We start from the raw sequence: 20,256 nt of genomic DNA, 5'->3' as shown, positions 1-20,256 counted from the left end.
CTTTAAAATTTAATAGCGTATGTGACACTGGGTAATATGGGCAAAATGGTGGCCTGCGAAAGATATCTCTTCTGCTCTGAGGCATCATCCATCATTGTATAAAAAAATGGGTTCTTCCGGTTATACACATTAAATATGCTCAGGTTCCAGCTTCGGCTCCAATGCTTTTTCTGTTTGGTATGCGTAATTCCTATATCCAACCGATGTATATCTGCGCCGCGGTAATTATTCCAGTTGTCATAACGATCAATGGAAGTATGACCACCACTGGGATCCCACGGCGATGCCCCGCCAACACCGGCATAACTGGAAACAGGTATGGTGATAGGCGTACCGGAGTTATAATGCCAGGACGCAGAGAATTCCCAGTGTTTACCTAAACGTTGCATCAGTACCAGCTCCAGGTCGTGACGGTGATCATATTTATAAGGATAAATTTCATCGTTGTTCACGCCTGGGAAACGGCGTGTAGACCACGACAACGTATATCCAATCCAACCGGTAGTAGTTCCTTTGCGTTTATGCAACATCACTTCTGCACCATAGCTCCAGCCTTTTCCTACAGTCACATTTTCATCCCAATGTGGGCCCAACTGGTTAACAATACTATTGCTCTCCTTATTTTCAATCATGTTGTGCATGGATTTGAAATAGCCCTCCAGCGTACATTCGTACATGTTGTTAGCCGATGTTTTAGCTACCCCCAATGTCACCTGTTTCGAAAACATAGGCGCTACACGCTGGGTAGAAGGTACCCATATATCTGTAGGCAACGAAGTTCCATTACTCGACAACAGGTGAATATACTGGTTCATATGTGTATACGCCGCCTTTACCGCCCAATTGCGTGGCAATACGTAACGCAGTCCCAGTCTGGGTTGTACAGAGTAATAAAATCGCCCTTGCACCAGGAAGCCAGAAGCATGCACACCAATATTGGTGAACAGGTTGGGCCGCAGCTGCCAGTCATCCTCCGCGTACATCGACAATTCGGCCCCGGTTACCCGCAGCACCGACTGTAACGTATCCAGCGGTTTTACGGGGCTGCCCTTATCTTGAAAAGAGGAGTTCCCGGGCTTAAAATAATGCATGGTGGTAATGGCGCCAAACCTGAAAGAATGCTTAGGATTAGGACGGAAATCAAAGTCAATTCTTCCACCACTGTTTTCCATCCTGGAGCTATATTTTCCATATACATCCGACAGCTCTGCGGCAGGAGGTACTACAGACTTATTTTCATACTGTGTGAAGAAAGAATACTGCGAATAATTCAGGGTAATATTGGAAAATAAGCGGGGGCCGTAAATATGATTCCAGCGTAAAGCTGCAATCGTATTCCCCCAGCCCAGCTGAAATTTTGAACTTTCACCGCTTTTCGCAGGATCGTTTGCCAGCACACTGTCGGAGGGCGTTTCTTTCACCAAAAGATTATCTTCTCCTTTATAAAAACTAAGGAACACCCTGTCTTTGGGAGAAAAAATATGATTCACTTTTGCATTGATATCATAAAAATAAGCCCTGAAATCACCACCACTTCCCAGCGCATTTTCCGACTTCATCGCTGCATTCAGCAGCAGGTCCGGATAAGAGCGGCGGGCAGATAACATAAAGGAAGTTTTACCCTTAACAATAGGACCTTCTACATTGAATTTGGCCGCAATTAACCCTATAGACACATCACCATGATAATTGTTCATATCTCCTTCCTTCATGGCAATATCCACCACGGAAGATAAGCGCCCGCCAAAACGCGCCGGGAACGCGCCTTTATACAGGTCGGTCGTTTTTACCACATTGGCATTTACCAAAGAGTACACACCAAAAAAATGAGAAAAATTAAATATCGGTGTTCCATCCATTAACACCAGGTTCTGGTCGGGACTACCGCCTCTTACACACAATCCGCCGGCACCATCCATACCACCACTTACTCCCGGCATCGACTGCAACGTACGCATTACATCTACCTCTCCCAGCAGTCTCGGCATAGCCTGCAATTCCGAAGCGGAAAGGGTCACCTTACTCATCTGGGTTTGTTCCTGTAGCTTACTTTTTTCCCTGCCACTGATCACCACTTCCTTTAAACTGCCCACCGGCTTTAAGGAGATGTTGAGCAGTTGATCTCCCTTCTGCGGAACAGGCTGTAAACGGGAAGCATAGCCAATATAGGAGATGACCAGGCTATTGGAATCCTTTACGGTAGTGAAACTAAAAAAACCATATTGATTAGTGGTAGTACCCTGTTTTAGTGCAGGTGAATATACAGTGGCGCCAATCAGGTTTTCACCACTCACTGCATCTTTTATATAACCGCTGATCGTGCGTGTAGTGCGCTGGTCCGGCAATAGCACTACCTGGTCACCCACGCGGGCAAACCTGATACCATCGGGGGCAAACAGTTCTTCCAGTACCTTTTTAAGGCGCTGATTATGGGCTGTTAACGTAACTTTCCGTGACAAGTTGACAAGTTCCCTGCTATATGAAAAATGAATACCATACTCTCTTTCCAATAATCCACATATCATTTCTATCGGCTGGTCCTTTACTACTACGGTTACTCTTGTTTGCCAGTCCCACCCAAAAACGTTTAGTGGGAAACATAATATAAATATTCCCGTCAGCAGTTTTCCGGCTAACGACATAGTATAGTTAAATTGAAAGGGTGACAGTAGCAGCCATTAGCCGTTAGCTTTTAGCTTTTAGGAAATGCCGTGTGGACCATTTGTGATCTTCACGGCATTTCCTAAAAGCTAAAAGCTAACGGCTAATGGCTATTTCAATTTGTATTGTCTATCGTTCGTTTTTTCGTATCCCGCATTCAGCATCAGTGCCAGCGTTTTAATCACATCATCTGTAGACTCTCCTGTAAAGTCAGCACGAACCGGCAATTTAAGCAGGTCGGTGTTCATGACTTCTACTTTTATGTCGTACACTTCTGTAATGGTATGTAATACCTCTTCCAGTGGTGTATCATAAAATGACAGTGATCTTTTTCCCATATCAGTAATGTGGGAAGCTATACGAAATGCGGGTCTTTCATTATCTTTCTGTAACAGCATCCCATCCGTGAGAATAACGCTATCCTCTTTATCATGATCTATCACCATTACTTTACCACTGCTTACATGTACTTTCAACATGGCAGTGCCGGGCTGATAATTGATCATGAACCGGGTACCCAGTACTTTCACTTCTGTACGGCCCAATGTAATTACAAATGGGTTGGCAGCACTACCGCTTACATCAAATGTGGCGGTACCGGTGAGACTTACTTTCCTGTTACGGTCATTAAAGCCCCTGGCTACTTCCAGCCTGGAAGCAGCCGATAACTGCACACTGCTGCCATCCTGCAGCGTAGCCTTTACAGGGCCTGAATATGTTTGTTGCGGATGATTACCTGCCAGGAACCACCATCCGGCGCCAAATACGACCAGCAATACCGCGGCAATTTTCAGCCAGATAAAGCGGTTTTTAGGCCTGATGGCAATTAATGCCGGTTTGTCATCCATTTTTTCGCTCAGCTGAGACCAGGCAAAGTCGGTATCTGCTGCCACTATTTTTTCGTTGGCTGCTGCAGTATCCAATACTTTAGCCAGTGAGGTAAGCAGGGCCTGGTTACCAGGGTCCGTTTCTTTCCATGCTTCCACCCACGCATACTCTTCCGTATCCGCTTCATTCAGCAGGTACTTGCAGAGCAAGGTATACAGTGCCTCATCAGGCATTGCCTCATTGGGAAAAGATGGTGTCATTAGTTGTTGTAAGTTTTTACAGTCTGCGCCTTAAGGCGATTATACAATAATAAGACGCATGGGAAATATCAATGCCCCCATGCGACCCGAAATTTTTTTAAAACAAAAAACCTGTCAGCAATGGCAGGTATTCCTTCAGTTCCTGATGCAGGATCTTTAATGCTTTCCCCATCTGATTTTCTACCGTTTTCACGGAAATATTCATGGCCGCTGCTATTTCAGCATATTTCATATTCTGCTGCCGGCTGAGCACAAATACCTCCCGACAACGTTCCGGTAACCGTTCCAATGCCTGCCGGTAAAGTCTTTCCAGCTCCTTCACCTCTTCCCCGGCGCCAATCGTTGTTTCTGACACCTTTCCATAACCGGTTTCCTTTTCCGTACGCACAACATCCTTCCGCCATTGGCTAATGGCGGTATTACGAATAGCAGAAAACAAATATGCTTTCACGGGTCCTGTAATGGTAATGGTTTCCCGTTTCTCCCACAAACGCAGGAATACCTGTTGTACGATCTCCTCCGCTACATGGGAATCCCCCGTGTAGTGAGTGGCAAACGCCAGGCAATGAGCATGGTTTTCCCTGAATAATGCTTCAAATGTTTGCAGCTCCAGCATGATAAGCAGCAAATATAGCTATGATTTATTTGATTTCTACCATTCTGCACATAGGTAAAAATCTTTACGTACAAATACTGAAAAATGCCATCTACGGCCATTATATGAAAATTGAATAGGGGGTAAATACCACTTTCTGCGTCAGGAGAATCATCAAAATCACATAAATCCTGATTATCTTTGTCCCCGCAATGTACAACCTGATCAAAAACTTCCTTTTCCGCTATCCGCCGGAAAACATTCACCACAGCGTAATGCGTGGTATGAAAACAATTTATTCTTTGCCTCTGGGCAAAACTGTGCTGAACGCCTTCTGCGGTGTAAAAACCAAAGGACTGGAACGTGAACTGTTTGGACTGAGGTTTTCCAATCCGGTAGGGCTGGCAGCCGGTTTTGACAAAGATGCAAAGTACATTGACGAACTGGCCTGTCTGGGCTTTGGCTTTGTAGAAATAGGTACCGTGACGCCACAGCCACAACCGGGTAACGAACAGCCAAGACTGTTCCGCCTGCCGGCAGATAAAGCCCTCATTAACCGTATGGGCTTTAATAATGAAGGTGCAGTGGCCGCCGCCAAACGCTTACAACGCAAAAAATCCAATATCATCGTAGGGGGCAACATCGGGAAAAACAAAATCACCCCGAATGAAGAAGCCGTGAGCGACTATGAAAAGTGTTTTCATGCACTATATGATGTGGTGGATTACTTTGTTGTAAATGTAAGCTCACCTAATACCCCCAATCTGCGTGCCTTACAGGAAAAAGAACCATTAAAACAACTCCTGCATCACCTGCAGGTGCTGAATACACAGAAAGTGAAGCCCAAGCCTATCCTGCTTAAAATAGCGCCGGATCTGACAACAGAACAGCTGGATGATATCATCGAAATTGTGACAGAAACGAAGCTGGCAGGCATTGTAGCTACCAATACCACCATCAGCCGGGCAGGATTAAAAACGCCTGCGGCGGAAGTGAATGATATCGGCGCCGGTGGTTTGAGTGGATTACCTGTGAAACGCAAAGCCACAGAAGTAATCCGTTATATTCACACCCACAGCCAGGGCAGCATACCTATTATTGCGGTAGGTGGCATTTTCACAGCCGAGGATGCCCAGGAAAAACTGGATGCCGGGGCCTCCCTGGTACAGGTATATACGGGCTTCATTTATGAAGGCCCTACCATTGTGAAAAAGATCTGTGCCGGATTACGTCAGTAACATCGCATCATCTCTATCTATTCAACCTATATGGAACAGTTTCTAACAGCGGAATCGCTCATCAGTTTATTGACACTGGTGCTCATGGAAATCGTGTTGGGCATCGACAATGTCATCTTCGTTTCTATTGTACTTAACAGACTAACCCCTGAAAAAAGGCCAGCAGCCCGCCGCGTATGGATGTTTGCCGGTATGGCCATCCGTATCATTCTCCTGCTCTGCATCGGGTATATCGTAAAAGCGGTAAATCCCCTGTTCAGCATCGGCAGCCATGGCTTTAGTCTCCGTGACCTTATCATGCTGGGAGGCGGTATCTTCCTGCTGATCAAAACCACTCTCGAAATCCACCATAAGCTGGAAGGAGAGGAGGAATCCACTGAAATTAAAAACGGGGGCAAACCTGCCGCATCTTTCCTGAACATCGTGGGCCAGATTATCCTGATAGACACTATCTTCTCTTTCGATAGTATCATTACCGCTGTGGGACTCGCCAAACAGGTACCTGTAATGATTGTGGCCGTTATCATTGCCATGATTGTGATGTTCCTTTTTGCACCACGTATCAGTGACTTTATCCACAAACACCCTACGCTCAAAATGCTGGCACTGTCATTCCTCGTAATGGTAGGTGCAATCCTCATTATTGAAGGATGGGATGCAGAGAAAGCACATGATATGCACCTTAAAAACTACGTATATTTTGCGATGGCTTTTTCCTTTGGTGTAGAAATGCTGAATATGCGGGTAAGAAAACCATCTAAAGAAAAGCCGGTAGAATTGAGGGAACCGCACTAGCGTTTAGCCATTAGCTTTTAGCTTTTAGAAAAAATGCAGCGAGTATGAACACAATATATAAGTTCATACTCGCTGCATTTTTTCTAAAAGCTAAAAGCTAATGGCTAACTGCTAAACGTGTTATTCATCAGCGTTACCGCTACCATACCAGCTGTTTCTGTGCGTAAACGGGTATTACCCAATGATACGGGCACAAAACCCTGTTCCAGCGCCAGTTTAATTTCGTCCGATGTAAAATCACCTTCTGGTCCTATCAGTATCAGCGTATCTTTTCCAGGCAGCATAGTGTGTTGTAATTCCTGCTTTTGTTCCGGCAAGCAATGCGCGATCAACCGCTGTGGGTCCTTATTGCTTTTTACCAGTTTATCAAATGCCTGCGGCTCCTGTAATTCCGGTAAATAAAATTGTTGCGATTGCAGCATGGCTGATACGAGTATATTTTGCAGCCGTTCTGCTTTTATTTTCTCCTTCTCTGTACGCTGACTTACCAGGGGAATAATAGTTTGAATACCTATTTCCGTGGCCTTCTCCAGGAACCATTCAATGCGCGAAGCGTTTTTGGTAAAGGAGATCCCTATACGAAGCGCCCGGGCAGGTGGTGACACCGTTTCGCAATCCAGTATTTTCACTACGCACTTCTTGCGGTTATCATCGGTAATAGCAGCCGTAAACTTATGCCCACGGCCGTCTGCCAGCAACACTTTATCCTCCTTTTCATGACGGAGCACCTGGATACAGTACTTGGACGTATCCTCATTCATTGTATATGCAATGGCATCCGGTTGTATATCCGGTGCGTAAAAAACTGGCAGATCCATGCGCGCAAAGTTAAGCAGAAAGTTTTTTTGTTTTGATGTGAAACCGCACAAACAGTAATACCGAAGCTACCAGCAGGCCCAATAACAGTGCCCACCATACACCTTCTACACCAAAACCTAACTTAATACCCAACAGGTAACCCAGAGGAAGACCCAGTCCCCAGTATGCCAGCAGCGTAATCAACGTAGGTATACGTACATCACCCATGCCACGCAAAATACCCAGCCCTACCACCTGCATCCCATCAAATAACTGGAAGAAGGCGGCAATGATCAATAATCCGGAAGCAATCTTTATTACCTGTGGGTCCTGAATATAAAACGAAGGAAGCAGGTGATTACCCAGTGTAAATAACAGCGCAGCGCCCCCCATCAGTAACAGCACCATATGGTAACTGGCGATAGCGGATAAACGCAGTTCCCCGAAATTCTTCTTACCAAAATTATTACCGCTTTTAATACCGGCAGCAGCAGAAATACCACTGGCCATCATGTAGGTCATCGAAGCTAAACTCAGCGCTATCTGGTGAGCAGCCAACTCGGCTGCGCCCATCCAACCCACCATTACGGCGGCACCACTGAAGGCGCTCACTTCAAATAAATATTGCATGGCTACCGGCGTACCGATGCCCAATATTTTTTTAACCGCAGCGGCCTTCAGGTTTTTAAACCCGAATGATTGCAGGTAAGGCTTAAAACGTGGCGCCCGCAGTACATAGAACATCATGGTAATTCCCATGATCAGTCTGTCTGTGAACGTGGCAATACCCACCCCTATCACGCCCATTCTGGGCATACCAAACAAGCCGTATACCAGGGTAATACCAATGATAATATTAATCACGTTACCAATGATACTGATGTTCATCGCCTGTCGTGTAAATCCAAGCCCTTCTGCAAACTGCTTGAAGGATAGGAACAGCATCAGCGGAATAAACGAAAACCCCAGGAAACGCAGGAAGGGCCTGGCCTGTTCAGCTACATCGCCTTCCTGGTGCAGGAGAGACAAATGGCTGCTGCCTATATAAATGACAGCAGATAATAATACGCCCACCACCATATTGATGATCAGGCTATGACTCAGTAAATACCCGATGGCATTTTTGTTGCCTCGCCCGTTTTCCTGTGCAATCAGCGGTGTAAGGCCATAGGACATGCCGATGCCTGCCACCATAAAAACGGAAAACAAACCATTACCCAGTGATACCGCTGCCAGCGGTACTTTTCCTGTATGTCCGATAATAATACTATCCGATAATGCTACCAGGGTATGACCCAATTGAGAGATAACTACGGGGTAGGCTAAACTGAAATTGTCTTTGTAATGACCTTTGTATTTTAAGTACAGCTGTTTCATTGATTAATCTTATTATTCTTTATGTATTTAGGTTCCCATTTAAGTAAATACTTCTGCGGTATTTACTATGCTGACAGTTACGGGAGGGATAAAAGCTAAAAAGCCGGCGATCGATATCGATGCCGGCTTTTTAGCAAAATCTTTTATACGCTAAAAGGGTGCATCTTCAAAGCCTTCATCGAAGTTCATATCATTCATCTTGGATCCTTTCTGTATGTACAGTTTGGCTTCATCGTTGCCACCACCGCCGCCTTGCTGCGAGCGACTGATACCTGCGAAAGGACTGCCACCACCGCCAGGGTTTTCAAGACTTCCATCATCTTCAAATCGCTGGTATTCCAGTACAGCTCTCAGTTTGATGGTATCCAGCTGACCATTACGGTGCTTGGCTATACGAACGTGGGTTTCACCTTTATTGGATTCGCCCATTTCATTGGTATTGATTTCATAATATTCAGGACGATAGAGGAACATTACCATGTCCGCATCCTGCTCGATCGCCCCGGATTCACGGAGATCACTCAGCTGCGGCATTTTGTTGCCGTCTTTTCGTTTTTCCACATCACGGCTCAACTGCGAGAGGGCGATAATAGGTACCTGTAACTCCTTTGCCAATCCCTTCAGGTCACGGGAAATTTTACTGATTTCCTGTTCACGGTTGGATCCTTTACCATCACTGCTACCACTCATCAGCTGCAGGTAGTCGATGATGATAACGCCTACGCCGTGGTTGTGTACCAGCCTGCGGCACTTGGCGCGCAACTCAAAGATGTTGAGTGCCGGGGTATCGTCAATGAAGATAGGTGCTTTTGCCAGGCGTTCAATACCGTGGGTCATCAGCTTCTTCATTTCATACTCTTCCAGTTTACCACGGGAAATCTTTTCCAGCTTTATTTCTGACTCGGCCGAGAGAATACGTTGTACAATCTGACCGGAAGACATTTCCAATGAGAATACCGCTGCTCCTTTCGGGAAGCGGGGGTGAAGCGCCGCATTACGCGCAAGGTTCAGCGCGAAGGCGGTTTTACCTACAGAAGGACGGGCAGCTATGATGATCAGATCCGTAGATTGCCAGCCATAGGTAACCTTATCCAATGAAGGGAAGCCGGAAGGCACCCCGGTAATATCATCTCCCTTGTTACGCAGATCCTCAATACGCTTCATGGTATTTACCAATACACGGTCAATAGAATCATAGTTTTTACGGAGGTGATTATTGGTTACCTCAAATAGTTTAGACTCCGCACTGTCCAGCAGATCAAATACATCGGCCGTGTCTTCATAAGACTCCGTCAGTATTTCTCCGGAAATACGGATCAGTTCACGCTGAATAAATTTCTGGAGGATAATACGGGCATGTGCTTCAATGTTGGCCGAAGACACCACCATATTCGTGAGTTTCATCACGGTAAACGGGCCACCGATTTGTTCCAGGGAGCCCATTGATTTAAGCTCTTCTGTTACGGTGAGGATATCTACGGGCATTGACTTACCTGCCAGGCGAGTCATGGCGCTAAATATAATCTGGTGTGCTTCTACATAAAAGCACTCCCCTTTTAATATCTCAATTACGGAGTCAAAAGCTCCTTTTTCCAGCATTACGGCTCCCAAAACAGCTTCTTCCAATTCTTTAGCCTGTGGTGGTATCTTGCCATACACCAAGGATGACACATCAATGGACGGTTTTCTACGCACATTGCGGTCCTTCTTAAGATTGAGATCCATTTATGGTTAGTGTATTAAAAAAAGTTAATAAAAGGTTACTGTCAATGGGCCCTTCCAGTTGTTTTTACAATCGATATCTGCATTTTTCCCGCATTCATCAGGGTGATAGCTACTTTAAGAAATTGTAAACTTTTGCAAGCCGTACAAACTAAGGTAAAGGCATTTTTTTGATTAACACCCTTCCTTTAGTTATTAAATTTATTAAGCCTCATACACAGGTTATCCACAAGCAAAATGTCAGTTATCCACTGACAGCATCATGGTTATCCACCAAAACACCAGAAATTCCCAAGCAAAGGTCCGATTATTCACACACATTGTGTAAAAAGATTTTCCACATACTGCAAAAACATCGCACCCGAGCAAAGCATAAAGCATAAAGGATAAAGCAAAAAGCTATTGTAGCGGAGATTTAAGGGGATTACAGAAAACTTTAGCCGGCAGGAATATTCGCTCAAATCTCCGCTACAATAGCTTTTTGCTTTATCCTTTATGCTTTATCCTTTGCTCATTAGTTGTTAACTTTACGCCACTTATATAAACCGAGCAGATAAATGACGATTTCATACAACTGGCTATGTGATTATTTACCGGTGAAGCCTACACCGGAGGAACTATCTACCATTTTAACCAGAATTGGTCTGGAAGTAGAGCACCTGGAAAAATTTGAAGCTGTAAAGGGAAGCCTGGCTGGATTGGTGATCGGAGAAGTACTGACGGCGGAAAAGCACCCCAATGCGGATAAACTGAGACTGACCACCGTTAACACCGGCAACGGTGAGCCCCTGCACATTGTATGTGGCGCTCCTAATGTAGCAGTAGGCCAGAAAGTGGTGGTAGCACCCATTGGTACCACCATCTACCCACTCGGTGGGGAACCGCTGACCATGAAAAAAGCAAAAATCCGTGGAGAAGAAAGCCAGGGAATGATTTGCGCCGAAGATGAAATAGGACTGGGCAACAGTCATGACGGCATCATGGTACTCGATGCCTCCCTGCAACCCGGCACCCCTGCCAGCGAAGTGTTTAAACCTGCTAACGACTACATCTACGAAATTGGACTCACGCCTAACCGTATGGACGCTATGAGCCATATAGGCGTAGCTAAAGATGTATGCGCTTTCCTCAATAACATAGAAAACACGCATAAATACCAGGTAAAACTGCCGGAAATAAAAGCACTGCCTAAAGCAGCTACTCCTTTACCCATCAGCGTTACCGTTGAAAATACAGATGCCTGCCCCCGTTACAGTGGTATATCCATTACCGGTATACAGGTGGCGCCATCTCCTGAATGGCTGAAAGCCAAAGTGACCGCGATCGGCGTTCGTTCTATCAACAACATCGTGGATATCACCAACTTCATCCTGCATGAAACCGGGCAACCGCTCCATGCGTTTGATGTGGCAGCGATCAAAGGCAATGCTGTGATTGTAAAGAACCTGCCAACCGGCACACCATTTATTACCCTCGATGAAAAAGAAAGGAAACTGGACGCTACAGACCTGATGATCTGCAATGGTGCAGGCGAAGGCATGTCTATTGCCGGTGTATTTGGCGGTTTACATTCTGGCGTTTCCGATACCACCCACAGCATTTTCCTGGAAAGCGCCATTTTCAGCGCTGGTGGCATCCGTACCACTTCTTTCCGTCATGGATTACGTACCGATGCGGCCTCCCGCTTCGAAAAAGGAGTAGATATCTCTAATGCCGTGTTTGCTCTGCAACGTGCGGCCGGTCTCATCTGCGAACTCGGCGGCGGACAGGTCGCATCCGATATCATTGATATATACCCTGCCGTAAAAGTAAAAACACAGATAGAGACTACGTATAGCTATATCCGTAAGCTCAGCGGCAGCAACTATCCGGAAGATAAAATCAAAAACATCCTGCGCAGCCTCGGCTTTGAGATCCTGTCTGAATCTGCGGAAGGATTTCGTGTATCCGTACCATTCAGCAAACCGGATATCAGTCTCCCTGCCGACCTGGTAGAAGAAGTTATGAGGATAGATGGATTGGATAATATCGAGATCCCCTCTAAAATTGCCATTTCTCCCGCCCTTTCTGCCCAACCGGATGCAGAAAGTGTAAAGGAAAAAGTGGCCGATTATCTCGCTGGCAACGGCTTCAACGAAATTTTCACCAATTCCATTACTAACAGCAAATACTATACGCCGGAAGTACTGGAAACTGCGGTAAAAATGATGAACAGTCTCACTGTAGAACTGGACATCATGCGCCCTTCCATGCTGGAAACCGGTCTGGAAAGCATTTCACATAACCTGAACCGCAAAAACGAAGACCTGATGTTCTTCGAATTCGGTAAAACTTACCAGGTGCTGGAAAAAGGCTATGGTGAAAACAATCACCTGGTACTGTACCTGACAGGTAAACAAACAGCCGAAACCTGGATGCATGCATCCAGACCGGTAGACTTTTACTTCCTGAAAGGTTTTGTTATTAACATACTCAAACAACTGGGTTACAAGCAGCTAACCTGGGCGGAAAGCACCGAACCAGGCTTACAACCGGCCTGGGAAATCAAAGTAAAAAACCAGGTGGTAGTTACCCTCGGAGGCGTTCCCACAGCGAAACTCAAGCAATTTGATATCAGGCAGGCCGTATGGTTTGCTACCTTCAATTGGGATAAAATACTGGGACTCTTGCAAAAAAGTGATAACTTTTACAAAGAAATCCCGCGTTTCCCGGCAGTTCGCAGGGACCTGGCACTGGTACTGGACAAACAGGTGAAGTTTGCCGCAGTAGAAGCAGCTGCCCGCAGCGTGAAATCCGGCCTGCTACAACAGGTGAATCTGTTCGATGTATTTGAGAGCGAAAAACTAGGCACTAACAAGAAGTCTTACGCGGTAAGCTTTACCTTCCTGGATGCTCAAAAAACACTCACTGATAAAGAAATTGATGGTGTAATGGAAAAACTCATCAAAACATTCGAAACGCAGTTACAGGCAGAGATTAGAAAATAAGATATTGAAATGGTTTTAGAGCAATACATTCAACGCGTAGAAGAGAAACTGCACCTGCTGGTAAAAAAGCTCCAGCAGGTGCAGGCGGAGAATGTATTGCTGAAAGACGAAGTTAAAGTACAACAACAGGAGCTGCAACAGCAGCAACAATCGTTACAGGTACTGGAGGACAGGCTGCAACTCATGAAAATTGCATCCACCGCCCAGGGAGGTACCGCCATAGCAACAGAAGACGAAGCTTTCAAAAAAGAGATCCGCGGCAAGATCAATGATTACATTAAAGAAATTGACCGCTGTATCGCCTTGCTGAACAGCTGATATAAAATCATACATGATGGAACAACTCATTCCTATTAACATAATCGTATCGGACCGCTCTTACCGGATAAAGATAAAACCGGAAGAAGAAGCGGAAGTACGCCGTATTATGAAAGAAGTGAATGAGAAAATTGTCGATTTTAAAACTTCTTATGCAGGAAAAGACCTGCAGGACTATATCGCTATGGCCCTTATCATGTACGCCACACACCCTGTAACCAGCGGCGGAAAAGCCCAGGCAAGCACTGCACCCTTTTTGCAGGAAAAGCTGGAAAAGCTGGAAGAAATTATCAACCAGGCATTGGGTTGATCACGTTACCCATTGCTAAACAATGAATTAGCTAATTGGCTAATTATCACGTATCAAAGACGCTTTAACTGCTATTTTTTTGTATTTTCGCGGGTCAGTTCTCGCCCCTGTTGTGTTTTAGCAGCGACATGGGTATGAGGATACTACATAAATCAAGTATAAATAATTCATATGGATGTTACACTTATCACGACAATAGCTGCAGTAGTGGCATTGATCATTGGGATTGTGCTAGGTAAGGTGATTTTTGCCAAAAATACACAGCATAAAATAGATGAAGCTGAAAACCAGGCTAAAAAAATCATTGCAGATGCACAGATTAGTGCGGAAAATCTCAAGAAAGACAGACTGCTGGAAGCAAAAGAAAAATACCTGCAATTAAAAAGCGAGTACGAGAAAGATGTACTGCAACGCAATCAGAAACTGGGGGAGTCGGAAAATCGCATCAAACAGAAGGAACAGGCCATCAGCCTCAAAAACGAGCAACTTCAGAAGCAATTAAACGAAAACGATGCTATCAAAGAAGGCTTGAACCGTCAGATGGAACTGGTGACCATTAAGCGCACAGAACTCGAAAAACACCAGGAAGAACATATCCGCCGCCTGGAAAAAGTAGCCGGATTAACTGCAGATGAAGCGAAACACCAACTGGTAGAAAGTCTGAAAGAAGAAGCCCGCTCGCAGGCCCTCTCTCACATACAGGAAATCATTGAAGACGCTAAATTAAAAGCGAACAAAGAAGCCAAAAAAATCATCATACAATCTATTCAGCGTACTGCTGCTGAACAAACCATTGAAAATACCATCACTGTATTTACCCTGGAAAGTGATGAAATCAAAGGTCAGATCATTGGTCGTGAAGGCCGTAATATCCGTGCCATTGAAGCGGCTACCGGTGTGGATCTGATCGTAGACGATACCCCTGAAGCTATTGTATTATCTTCCTTCGATCCATTGCGCCGCGAAATAGCGCGTTTATCACTGCAACGCCTGGTACAGGATGGACGTATCCACCCTGCCCGTATTGAGGAAGTGGTAGAAAAAACCAAGAAACAACTGGAAGAACAGGTAATGGACATTGGTGAAAGAACGGTGATAGAACTGGGTATCCATGGCCTGCATAAAGAACTGGTGCGCCTGGTAGGTAAGATGCGTTTCCGCTCTTCCTACGGACAAAACCTGCTCATGCACTCCAAAGAAACGGCGAATCTTTGCGCCGTGATGGCCGCTGAGCTGGGCTTAAACCCTAAACTGGCCAAACGTGCCGGCTTACTGCACGATATTGGTAAAGTACCTGATGAAGAAACTGAGCTGAGCCACGCCCTCTTAGGTGCTAAACTCGCTGAAAAATATGGTGAACACGCTGCGGTAGTTAATGCCATCGGCGCTCACCACGATGAAATGGAAATGCAATATGTCATTTCCCCAATCGTTCAGGCCTGTGATGCGATCAGCGGTGCCCGCCCAGGTGCGCGTCGTGAAATCATGCAAAGCTACCTGCAACGTATCAAGGACCTGGAAAACCTGGCCCTGGCTCATGATGGCGTAGAAAAAGCATACGCTATCCAGGCTGGTAGAGAACTGCGTATTATCGTAGAAAGTGATAAGGTATCTGATGGCGACGCAGATCGTTTATCCTTCGAAATTGCCAATAAGATACAAACTGAAATGCAGTATCCTGGCCAGATTAAGGTAACCGTCATCCGTGAAAAAAGAGCAGTGAACATTGCGAGATAATTTTCTGATTTAGAAATCCAGGAAATTGAACTTATATTGGAGTCCTCCGGTTTTACCGGGGGACTTTTTTTATGAATTAAACTGGTATTCAATCAATAAATGCAGTGTTATGAAAAAAACCTTCCTTAAATTCCTGCTGGGTTCCGCCTTGTTACTGGGAACCGGCCAGGTGTTTGCACAAAAAACGCAATCATTATTCAATGGCAAGAACCTGGATGGATGGAAAATCTATGGTACCGAAAAGTGGTATGTAGAAAAAGGGGAACTCATCTGTGAAAGCGGCCCTGACAAAGAATACGGGTACCTGGGCACCGATGGTCAATACAAAGATTTTGAACTGACGGTACAATTCAAACAGGAAGCTAATGGCAACAGCGGCGTATTCTTCCACTCCTCCCTGGATGGAACTAAAATTACCGGCTGGCAGGCAGAAGTAGCCCCTCCCGGCATGCATACCGGCGGTATTTATGAATCTTATGGTCGTGGATGGCTGATACAACCCGACAAGGAAAAAGAAAAATACCTGAAAATGGGAGAATGGAATACCATGAAAGTGCGGGTACAGGGCGACAACGTAACGACCTGGCTTAATGGACAGGAAATGATCACCCTGAAAGACGATAAAATAGGCGCTGCCAATGGCCAGATCGCCCTGCAGATCCATTCCGGTGGTGGTATCAAGGTAAGATGGAAAAACATCAGGCTGACACCACTGAAATCGTAGATCAAACTGCTTAAATGCATTTTACGGATAAAGTAATACTTATTACAGGCGCCAGCTCGGGTATAGGCCATGAGCTGGCGCTTTTACTGGCAAAAGAAAAAGCCAGACTAATTCTGGCTGCCCGTAACCAGGCCGCCCTGGAAGCAGTCCGCAACCAATGCCTGTTATACACCCCTTACTGCGAAATTGTATTGATGGATGTAACAGATGAAACCCAGGTAAATGAAGGTGCCCACCGCGCTTTACAATTTTTCGGGAAGATAGATGTACTCGTAAATAATGCCGGCGTAACCCAACGGTCAAAGCTCATAGATACCTCTGTTTCCGCAGTCAGACAACTGATGGAAGTGAACTTTTTTGGCGCCGTCATGCTCACCCAGGCATTGTTACCCCATTTCAGGGAACAGGCAGGCGGACAAATCATTATTATCAGTAGTATGGCCGGATTAATGGGATACCCCTGGCGTTCCGGCTACAATGCAGCCAAACATGCGCTGCAGGGATACTTTGAAACCCTGCAAACAGAACAACCTATTCCCCATTTATATACCACCATCGTTTGTCCGGGAAGGATACACACACCCATTACCTATTCTGCCATCACGGCTAACGGTGACGCATATGGGAAAATGGATCCTAAGCAGGCAAAAGGATTATCTGTTGCTTTCTGCGCCCGACGTATACTAAAGGCCATGCATAAACGAAAAAAAGTAGTGCTGATTGCCAGGGAAGAGCGGATATTATTGTGGCTCAAAAGATATTTTCCTCCCCTGTTTTATGTGATTGCACGCAAAGGAAATTAATTTGCAGCGGATTCAATCAGGTATTGTATGGACCTGGACAGGTAACAGCAGCATATCTGCCCCCCTTTTCCTTATTCATCATTTATCCACTGAATAAAAAGTAAATATGTTACCCAAGAAGAATATCCTGTTATTGCTAACTACGATCTTGCTTTCCTGTAATAGCAATAGTACCGCCACGGAAGCACAACAGATAACGGATGTCCCCATGGCTTTTTCTTTCCTCAGTACACTTCCCCCTTATGAAGAGGACATTTCAACTACTATTTTAAAAGTGTTTAATACCGGCAGTATGAACCGTGCGGCGGCTAACCGGGAAGACAGTGCCGTAGTGTTTAAGGATGCAAATACTGGTGCGGTTCCGGTATATCCCGATATCTCCTTTTTTCCGGTGCAAAATAAAGACACGCTGGCAAAAGCATGCAGTGGCAGTTTTAGAAAACAGGCGGACCTTGACAGTATCGCTGCCATAGATTTCAGCCGATATTTCACAATGGTTGTCACACATCCGCCTTCCGGAGAACTGTCCTATTACGATATTCTTTCACAGGAACACCGGCCGGGGGATACGGTTTTTCTTTCCTTAACATCCCGCCCTACAAACAATTCCGATGGATCGTCTGCGGTGGTAAATAGTTTCTGGAGCACCTGCGTGTATAAGGCGCCAAAGGAGCATTACCGCGTATTGGCGCTTGCCTTCAGGAACGATACTACCTTTTATAAGTTGCAATAAATCAGTAACTAAAAGCAACGGCTGCACCTGAAATCAGTGCAGCCGTTGCTTTTAGTTATAATATGGTAATTCACTATTTCCAGAAGCCTTCATCTTCCTCATCATCATCTTCTCCGTTCTTATCTTTATCATCTTCTTCTTTCTTATCTTCCTCTTTCTCCTCCTCTTCTTCTTCCTCATCATCCGCTTCACCACCTCCTACTACCAGCAGGTTCTCTCCGAGGATGGCATCTTCTACCATGTCATCCGGGTCCTTATCGTCATCATCTTCGTCATCTTCTTCGGCTTCTTCTTCCAGTGTTGCTTCTTCTGTTTCTTTTCCGGAGATGCTGTTCTCTACGATGCCATCCGGATCTTCATCTTCTGTATCATTGTTTTCGGCCGACACAGTATCCACTGCCTGTTCGGCCGGATCTTCTGTAGTTGTGATGTTATCTTCGACCGTATCTTGTTCTGCTGAAATGGTATCTGTTGTAGTTTCGTCCGGATCTTCCTCACCGCCGAGTTCTTCGTTTACTTCCTCTATAATATCATCAAAGCGAACGATTTCGTCATCGGGTTCCACTTCTTCATCTTCCGAGGCAGGTTGTTCTTCTTCAGATGGTGTGAGGGTAATATCCAGTTTATGATCAGGGTCCAGTAGTTCTCCATCTTCAGACACCATCAGGGAATGCGCTGTTTCAGCGGCATGGGTGCTGTGTTCTCCACGACCCAGGGTCGCTGTTTCGTCACTGATGAGAGTAGGCTGTACCATTTCTTCATCAAACAGTTCCTTCAGTTTAGGCAAATCTGCTACGGAGCTGATACCGAAATAATCCATAAAGGAGCGGGAAACGGCGTATAGCAGGGGTTTACCGGGCTGATCTTCACTACGGCCGGTGATAACGATGAGTTCTTTTTCCAGGAGTTTTTGAATAGAATAATCGGTGCTGACACCACGGATATATTCTATTTCTCCTTTGGAAATAGGCTGACGGTAAGCAATAATGGCCAATGTTTCCAGCGCAGCTGTTGATAAGCGCTTCAGGAATTTGTCACCATTCAGCTGGGCTACTGTCTGATAATATTCTTTTTTGGTAAGGAATTGATAGCCGCCGCCACTGCTACGCACTTCAAATGCATAAAATTCAGAGCTGTATTTTTCCCTGATGGCCTCCATAGCAGCTTCTACCTGATCCAGGGTAGTGCGGTCTTCCAGGAAAGCCAATGCATTGTTGAGCAGATCCACTATTTCCAGCAAAGGCAATGGCCTGTCGGCCGCAAAAATTAATGCTTCCACGTGCGGGATGATCTGTGATATTTCCATACGTTAACAGGAGGTGTGGATGTTACAAAAAAGGTCAAAGACCGAAAATACAGTCTTTGACCCTAATCTGAAAATATTAATTCAGTTGTTGACTTAGTGCTAAAAATTGCCTTACAGTACTTAACTTCCTAATGCAGCAGCACCGCTCACGATTTCCGTCAGCTCGGTGGTAATGGCTGCCTGACGTGCACGGTTGTAAGAGATTTTCAGGGAACGCAACATTTCGCTGGCGTTTTCTGTTGCCTTATCCATCGCAGTCATACGGGCACCATGCTCGGAAGCATGAGAATCCAGGATGGCTTTGAAGAACTGAGTATTCAGGATCTTAGGCATCAGTTCTGTAATCAATGTATCTTTTTCAGGCTCGAAAATGAAGTCTGCTTTCAGACCGCTATTTTCCTGGTTTTCTACTTTGGCAATTGGCAGGAACTGTTCAGTAACAAATATCTGGGTAGCTGCATTTTTGAATTCGCTGTACACGATTTCAACTGCATCATAGGTACCGTCTGTGAAACCTTTCAGGGCCACAGCAGCTGCTTCTTTCACATGATCGAAAGTCAGACTACCAAAGATCTGCCAGAATTTATCGTTTACTTTATATCCGTTCTGTACAAAATGATCGTAACCTTTTTTACCGATTGGCAGGATTTCTACATTGCCTTGTTCAAACTGCTCAGCATACTTTTCGCGGATAACGCGCTTAGCAGCCTTGATCAGGTTGGAGTTGAAAGCACCGCACAAACCTCTGTCTGAAGTAATTACCACAATCAGTACTTTTTCAACGGGACGCTGTGCCGCCAGTGGCGTATCAATATTGCCTTCACTGTTGGAAACAATATTCTGCAACATTTCCTGGAGCTTTACTGCATAAGGACGCATCAGCAGGATAGCATCCTGTGCACGTCTTAATTTAGCAGCACTCACCATTTTCATGGCTTTCGTGATCTGCTGACCAGATTGAATAGATTTGATTCGGTTACGAACTTCTTTAAGCTGTCCGGACATATATAAAAATCAATTACGAATTACGAATTATCAATAGCCAAAGCAGGGATAGCCTCCTG

Annotated in this window: 17 protein-coding genes; 9 read left to right on the top strand and 8 right to left on the bottom strand. The window is 45.4% G+C overall.

The annotated features are described in order from the left end of the window. Positions 1–2: 2 nt before the first annotated feature. From AB4Z08_RS09245 to AB4Z08_RS09235, 3 genes are all read right to left on the bottom strand, one after another. Positions 3–2,642, bottom strand: coding sequence for a TonB-dependent receptor domain-containing protein (locus AB4Z08_RS09245; protein ID WP_441573442.1), 2,640 nt, complete (start codon positions 2,640–2,642; stop codon positions 3–5). 129 nt (positions 2,643–2,771) lie between these two features. After that, positions 2,772–3,749, bottom strand: coding sequence for a FecR family protein (locus AB4Z08_RS09240; RefSeq protein WP_441573441.1), 978 nt, complete (start codon positions 3,747–3,749; stop codon positions 2,772–2,774). 97 nt (positions 3,750–3,846) lie between these two features. Beyond that, positions 3,847–4,377: an RNA polymerase sigma-70 factor gene (locus AB4Z08_RS09235; RefSeq protein ID WP_441573440.1), complete on the bottom strand. Its 531-nt coding sequence runs from the start codon at positions 4,375–4,377 to the stop codon at positions 3,847–3,849. Positions 4,378–4,556: 179 nt separating this feature from the next. On the opposite strand from AB4Z08_RS09235, the gene AB4Z08_RS09230 reads away from it, so the two are divergent. Beyond that, positions 4,557–5,582: a quinone-dependent dihydroorotate dehydrogenase gene (locus AB4Z08_RS09230; RefSeq protein WP_441573439.1), complete on the top strand. Its 1,026-nt coding sequence runs from the start codon at positions 4,557–4,559 to the stop codon at positions 5,580–5,582. Between the two features lie 30 nt (positions 5,583–5,612). Next, complete coding sequence (locus AB4Z08_RS09225) at positions 5,613–6,377, top strand: TerC family protein (RefSeq protein ID WP_441573438.1); 765 nt, start codon at positions 5,613–5,615, stop codon at positions 6,375–6,377. A 104-nt stretch (positions 6,378–6,481) separates the two neighbouring features. Here the strand turns inward: AB4Z08_RS09225 and AB4Z08_RS09220 are convergent, their stop codons facing one another. The 3 genes from AB4Z08_RS09220 to dnaB all read right to left on the bottom strand — a co-directional run bounded on the left by AB4Z08_RS09220 (position 6,482) and on the right by dnaB (position 10,277). Further along, positions 6,482–7,195, bottom strand: a complete 714-nt coding sequence (locus AB4Z08_RS09220; RefSeq protein WP_441573437.1) for a 16S rRNA (uracil(1498)-N(3))-methyltransferase — start codon at positions 7,193–7,195, stop codon at positions 6,482–6,484. Between the two features lie 10 nt (positions 7,196–7,205). Then, a complete protein-coding gene (locus tag AB4Z08_RS09215; protein ID WP_441573436.1) occupies positions 7,206–8,552 on the bottom strand; it encodes an MATE family efflux transporter in 1,347 nt (448 codons plus the stop codon). 150 nt (positions 8,553–8,702) lie between these two features. Next, a complete protein-coding gene (gene dnaB / locus AB4Z08_RS09210; protein WP_441573435.1) occupies positions 8,703–10,277 on the bottom strand; it encodes a replicative DNA helicase in 1,575 nt (524 codons plus the stop codon). A 554-nt stretch (positions 10,278–10,831) separates the two neighbouring features. On the opposite strand from dnaB, the gene pheT reads away from it, so the two are divergent. The 7 genes from pheT (at position 10,832) to AB4Z08_RS09175 (ending at position 17,886) form a co-directional block, all read left to right on the top strand. Beyond that, positions 10,832–13,261 carry a phenylalanine--tRNA ligase subunit beta gene (pheT, locus tag AB4Z08_RS09205; protein ID WP_441573434.1) on the top strand — a complete coding sequence of 810 codons (2,430 nt, stop codon included), beginning with the start codon at positions 10,832–10,834 and terminating at the stop codon, positions 13,259–13,261. 9 nt (positions 13,262–13,270) lie between these two features. Next, positions 13,271–13,579, top strand: a complete 309-nt coding sequence (locus AB4Z08_RS09200; RefSeq protein ID WP_441573433.1) for a hypothetical protein — start codon at positions 13,271–13,273, stop codon at positions 13,577–13,579. 16 nt (positions 13,580–13,595) lie between these two features. Then, entirely contained in the window at positions 13,596–13,889 is a 294-nt protein-coding gene (locus AB4Z08_RS09195; protein WP_441573432.1) for a cell division protein ZapA, read from the top strand. A gap of 171 nt (positions 13,890–14,060) precedes the next feature. Continuing rightward, a complete protein-coding gene (gene rny / locus AB4Z08_RS09190) occupies positions 14,061–15,626 on the top strand; it encodes a ribonuclease Y (protein ID WP_441573431.1) in 1,566 nt (521 codons plus the stop codon). 109 nt (positions 15,627–15,735) lie between these two features. Further along, complete coding sequence (locus AB4Z08_RS09185; protein WP_441573430.1) at positions 15,736–16,350, top strand: 3-keto-disaccharide hydrolase; 615 nt, start codon at positions 15,736–15,738, stop codon at positions 16,348–16,350. 14 nt (positions 16,351–16,364) lie between these two features. Next, positions 16,365–17,153 carry an SDR family oxidoreductase gene (locus AB4Z08_RS09180; RefSeq protein WP_441573429.1) on the top strand — a complete coding sequence of 263 codons (789 nt, stop codon included), beginning with the start codon at positions 16,365–16,367 and terminating at the stop codon, positions 17,151–17,153. Positions 17,154–17,259: 106 nt separating this feature from the next. After that, positions 17,260–17,886 (top strand): hypothetical protein, encoded by a 627-nt coding sequence (locus AB4Z08_RS09175; RefSeq protein ID WP_441573428.1) that lies wholly within the window; start codon positions 17,260–17,262, stop codon positions 17,884–17,886. Between the two features lie 73 nt (positions 17,887–17,959). On the opposite strand, the gene scpB is transcribed toward AB4Z08_RS09175, so the two are convergent. Together scpB and atpG are read right to left on the bottom strand one after the other, a co-directional pair. Next, positions 17,960–19,192 (bottom strand): SMC-Scp complex subunit ScpB, encoded by a 1,233-nt coding sequence (gene scpB, locus AB4Z08_RS09170; RefSeq protein ID WP_441573427.1) that lies wholly within the window; start codon positions 19,190–19,192, stop codon positions 17,960–17,962. A 120-nt stretch (positions 19,193–19,312) separates the two neighbouring features. Further along, positions 19,313–20,197: an ATP synthase F1 subunit gamma gene (gene atpG, locus AB4Z08_RS09165; protein ID WP_441573426.1), complete on the bottom strand. Its 885-nt coding sequence runs from the start codon at positions 20,195–20,197 to the stop codon at positions 19,313–19,315. Positions 20,198–20,256: the final 59 nt, after the last annotated feature.

This window comes from Chitinophaga sp. RAB17, from assembly GCF_052114225.1.
In the GTDB taxonomy this organism is placed as follows: Bacteria; Bacteroidota; Bacteroidia; order Chitinophagales; family Chitinophagaceae; genus Chitinophaga.
Note: the sequence above shows the minus strand (reverse complement) of the source record. Positions and strands in the feature narration are given on the sequence as shown.

Excerpts from the sequence above, each read along its gene's own strand:
- AB4Z08_RS09245 (WP_441573442.1), bottom strand. The coding sequence starts at position 2,642 with ATGTCGTTAGCCGGAAAACTGCTGACGGGAATATTTATATTATGTTTC.
- AB4Z08_RS09240 (WP_441573441.1), bottom strand. The coding sequence starts at position 3,749 with ATGACACCATCTTTTCCCAATGAGGCAATGCCTGATGAGGCACTGTAT.
- AB4Z08_RS09230 (WP_441573439.1), top strand. The coding sequence starts at position 4,557 with ATGTACAACCTGATCAAAAACTTCCTTTTCCGCTATCCGCCGGAAAAC.
- AB4Z08_RS09225 (WP_441573438.1), top strand. The coding sequence starts at position 5,613 with ATGGAACAGTTTCTAACAGCGGAATCGCTCATCAGTTTATTGACACTG.
- AB4Z08_RS09220 (WP_441573437.1), bottom strand. The coding sequence starts at position 7,195 with ATGGATCTGCCAGTTTTTTACGCACCGGATATACAACCGGATGCCATT.
- AB4Z08_RS09215 (WP_441573436.1), bottom strand. The coding sequence starts at position 8,552 with ATGAAACAGCTGTACTTAAAATACAAAGGTCATTACAAAGACAATTTC.
- dnaB (WP_441573435.1), bottom strand. The coding sequence starts at position 10,277 with ATGGATCTCAATCTTAAGAAGGACCGCAATGTGCGTAGAAAACCGTCC.
- pheT (WP_441573434.1), top strand. The coding sequence starts at position 10,832 with ATGACGATTTCATACAACTGGCTATGTGATTATTTACCGGTGAAGCCT.
- AB4Z08_RS09200 (WP_441573433.1), top strand. The coding sequence starts at position 13,271 with ATGGTTTTAGAGCAATACATTCAACGCGTAGAAGAGAAACTGCACCTG.
- AB4Z08_RS09195 (WP_441573432.1), top strand. The coding sequence starts at position 13,596 with ATGGAACAACTCATTCCTATTAACATAATCGTATCGGACCGCTCTTAC.
- rny (WP_441573431.1), top strand. The coding sequence starts at position 14,061 with ATGGATGTTACACTTATCACGACAATAGCTGCAGTAGTGGCATTGATC.
- AB4Z08_RS09185 (WP_441573430.1), top strand. The coding sequence starts at position 15,736 with ATGAAAAAAACCTTCCTTAAATTCCTGCTGGGTTCCGCCTTGTTACTG.
- AB4Z08_RS09180 (WP_441573429.1), top strand. The coding sequence starts at position 16,365 with ATGCATTTTACGGATAAAGTAATACTTATTACAGGCGCCAGCTCGGGT.
- AB4Z08_RS09175 (WP_441573428.1), top strand. The coding sequence starts at position 17,260 with ATGTTACCCAAGAAGAATATCCTGTTATTGCTAACTACGATCTTGCTT.
- scpB (WP_441573427.1), bottom strand. The coding sequence starts at position 19,192 with ATGGAAATATCACAGATCATCCCGCACGTGGAAGCATTAATTTTTGCG.
- atpG (WP_441573426.1), bottom strand. The coding sequence starts at position 20,197 with ATGTCCGGACAGCTTAAAGAAGTTCGTAACCGAATCAAATCTATTCAA.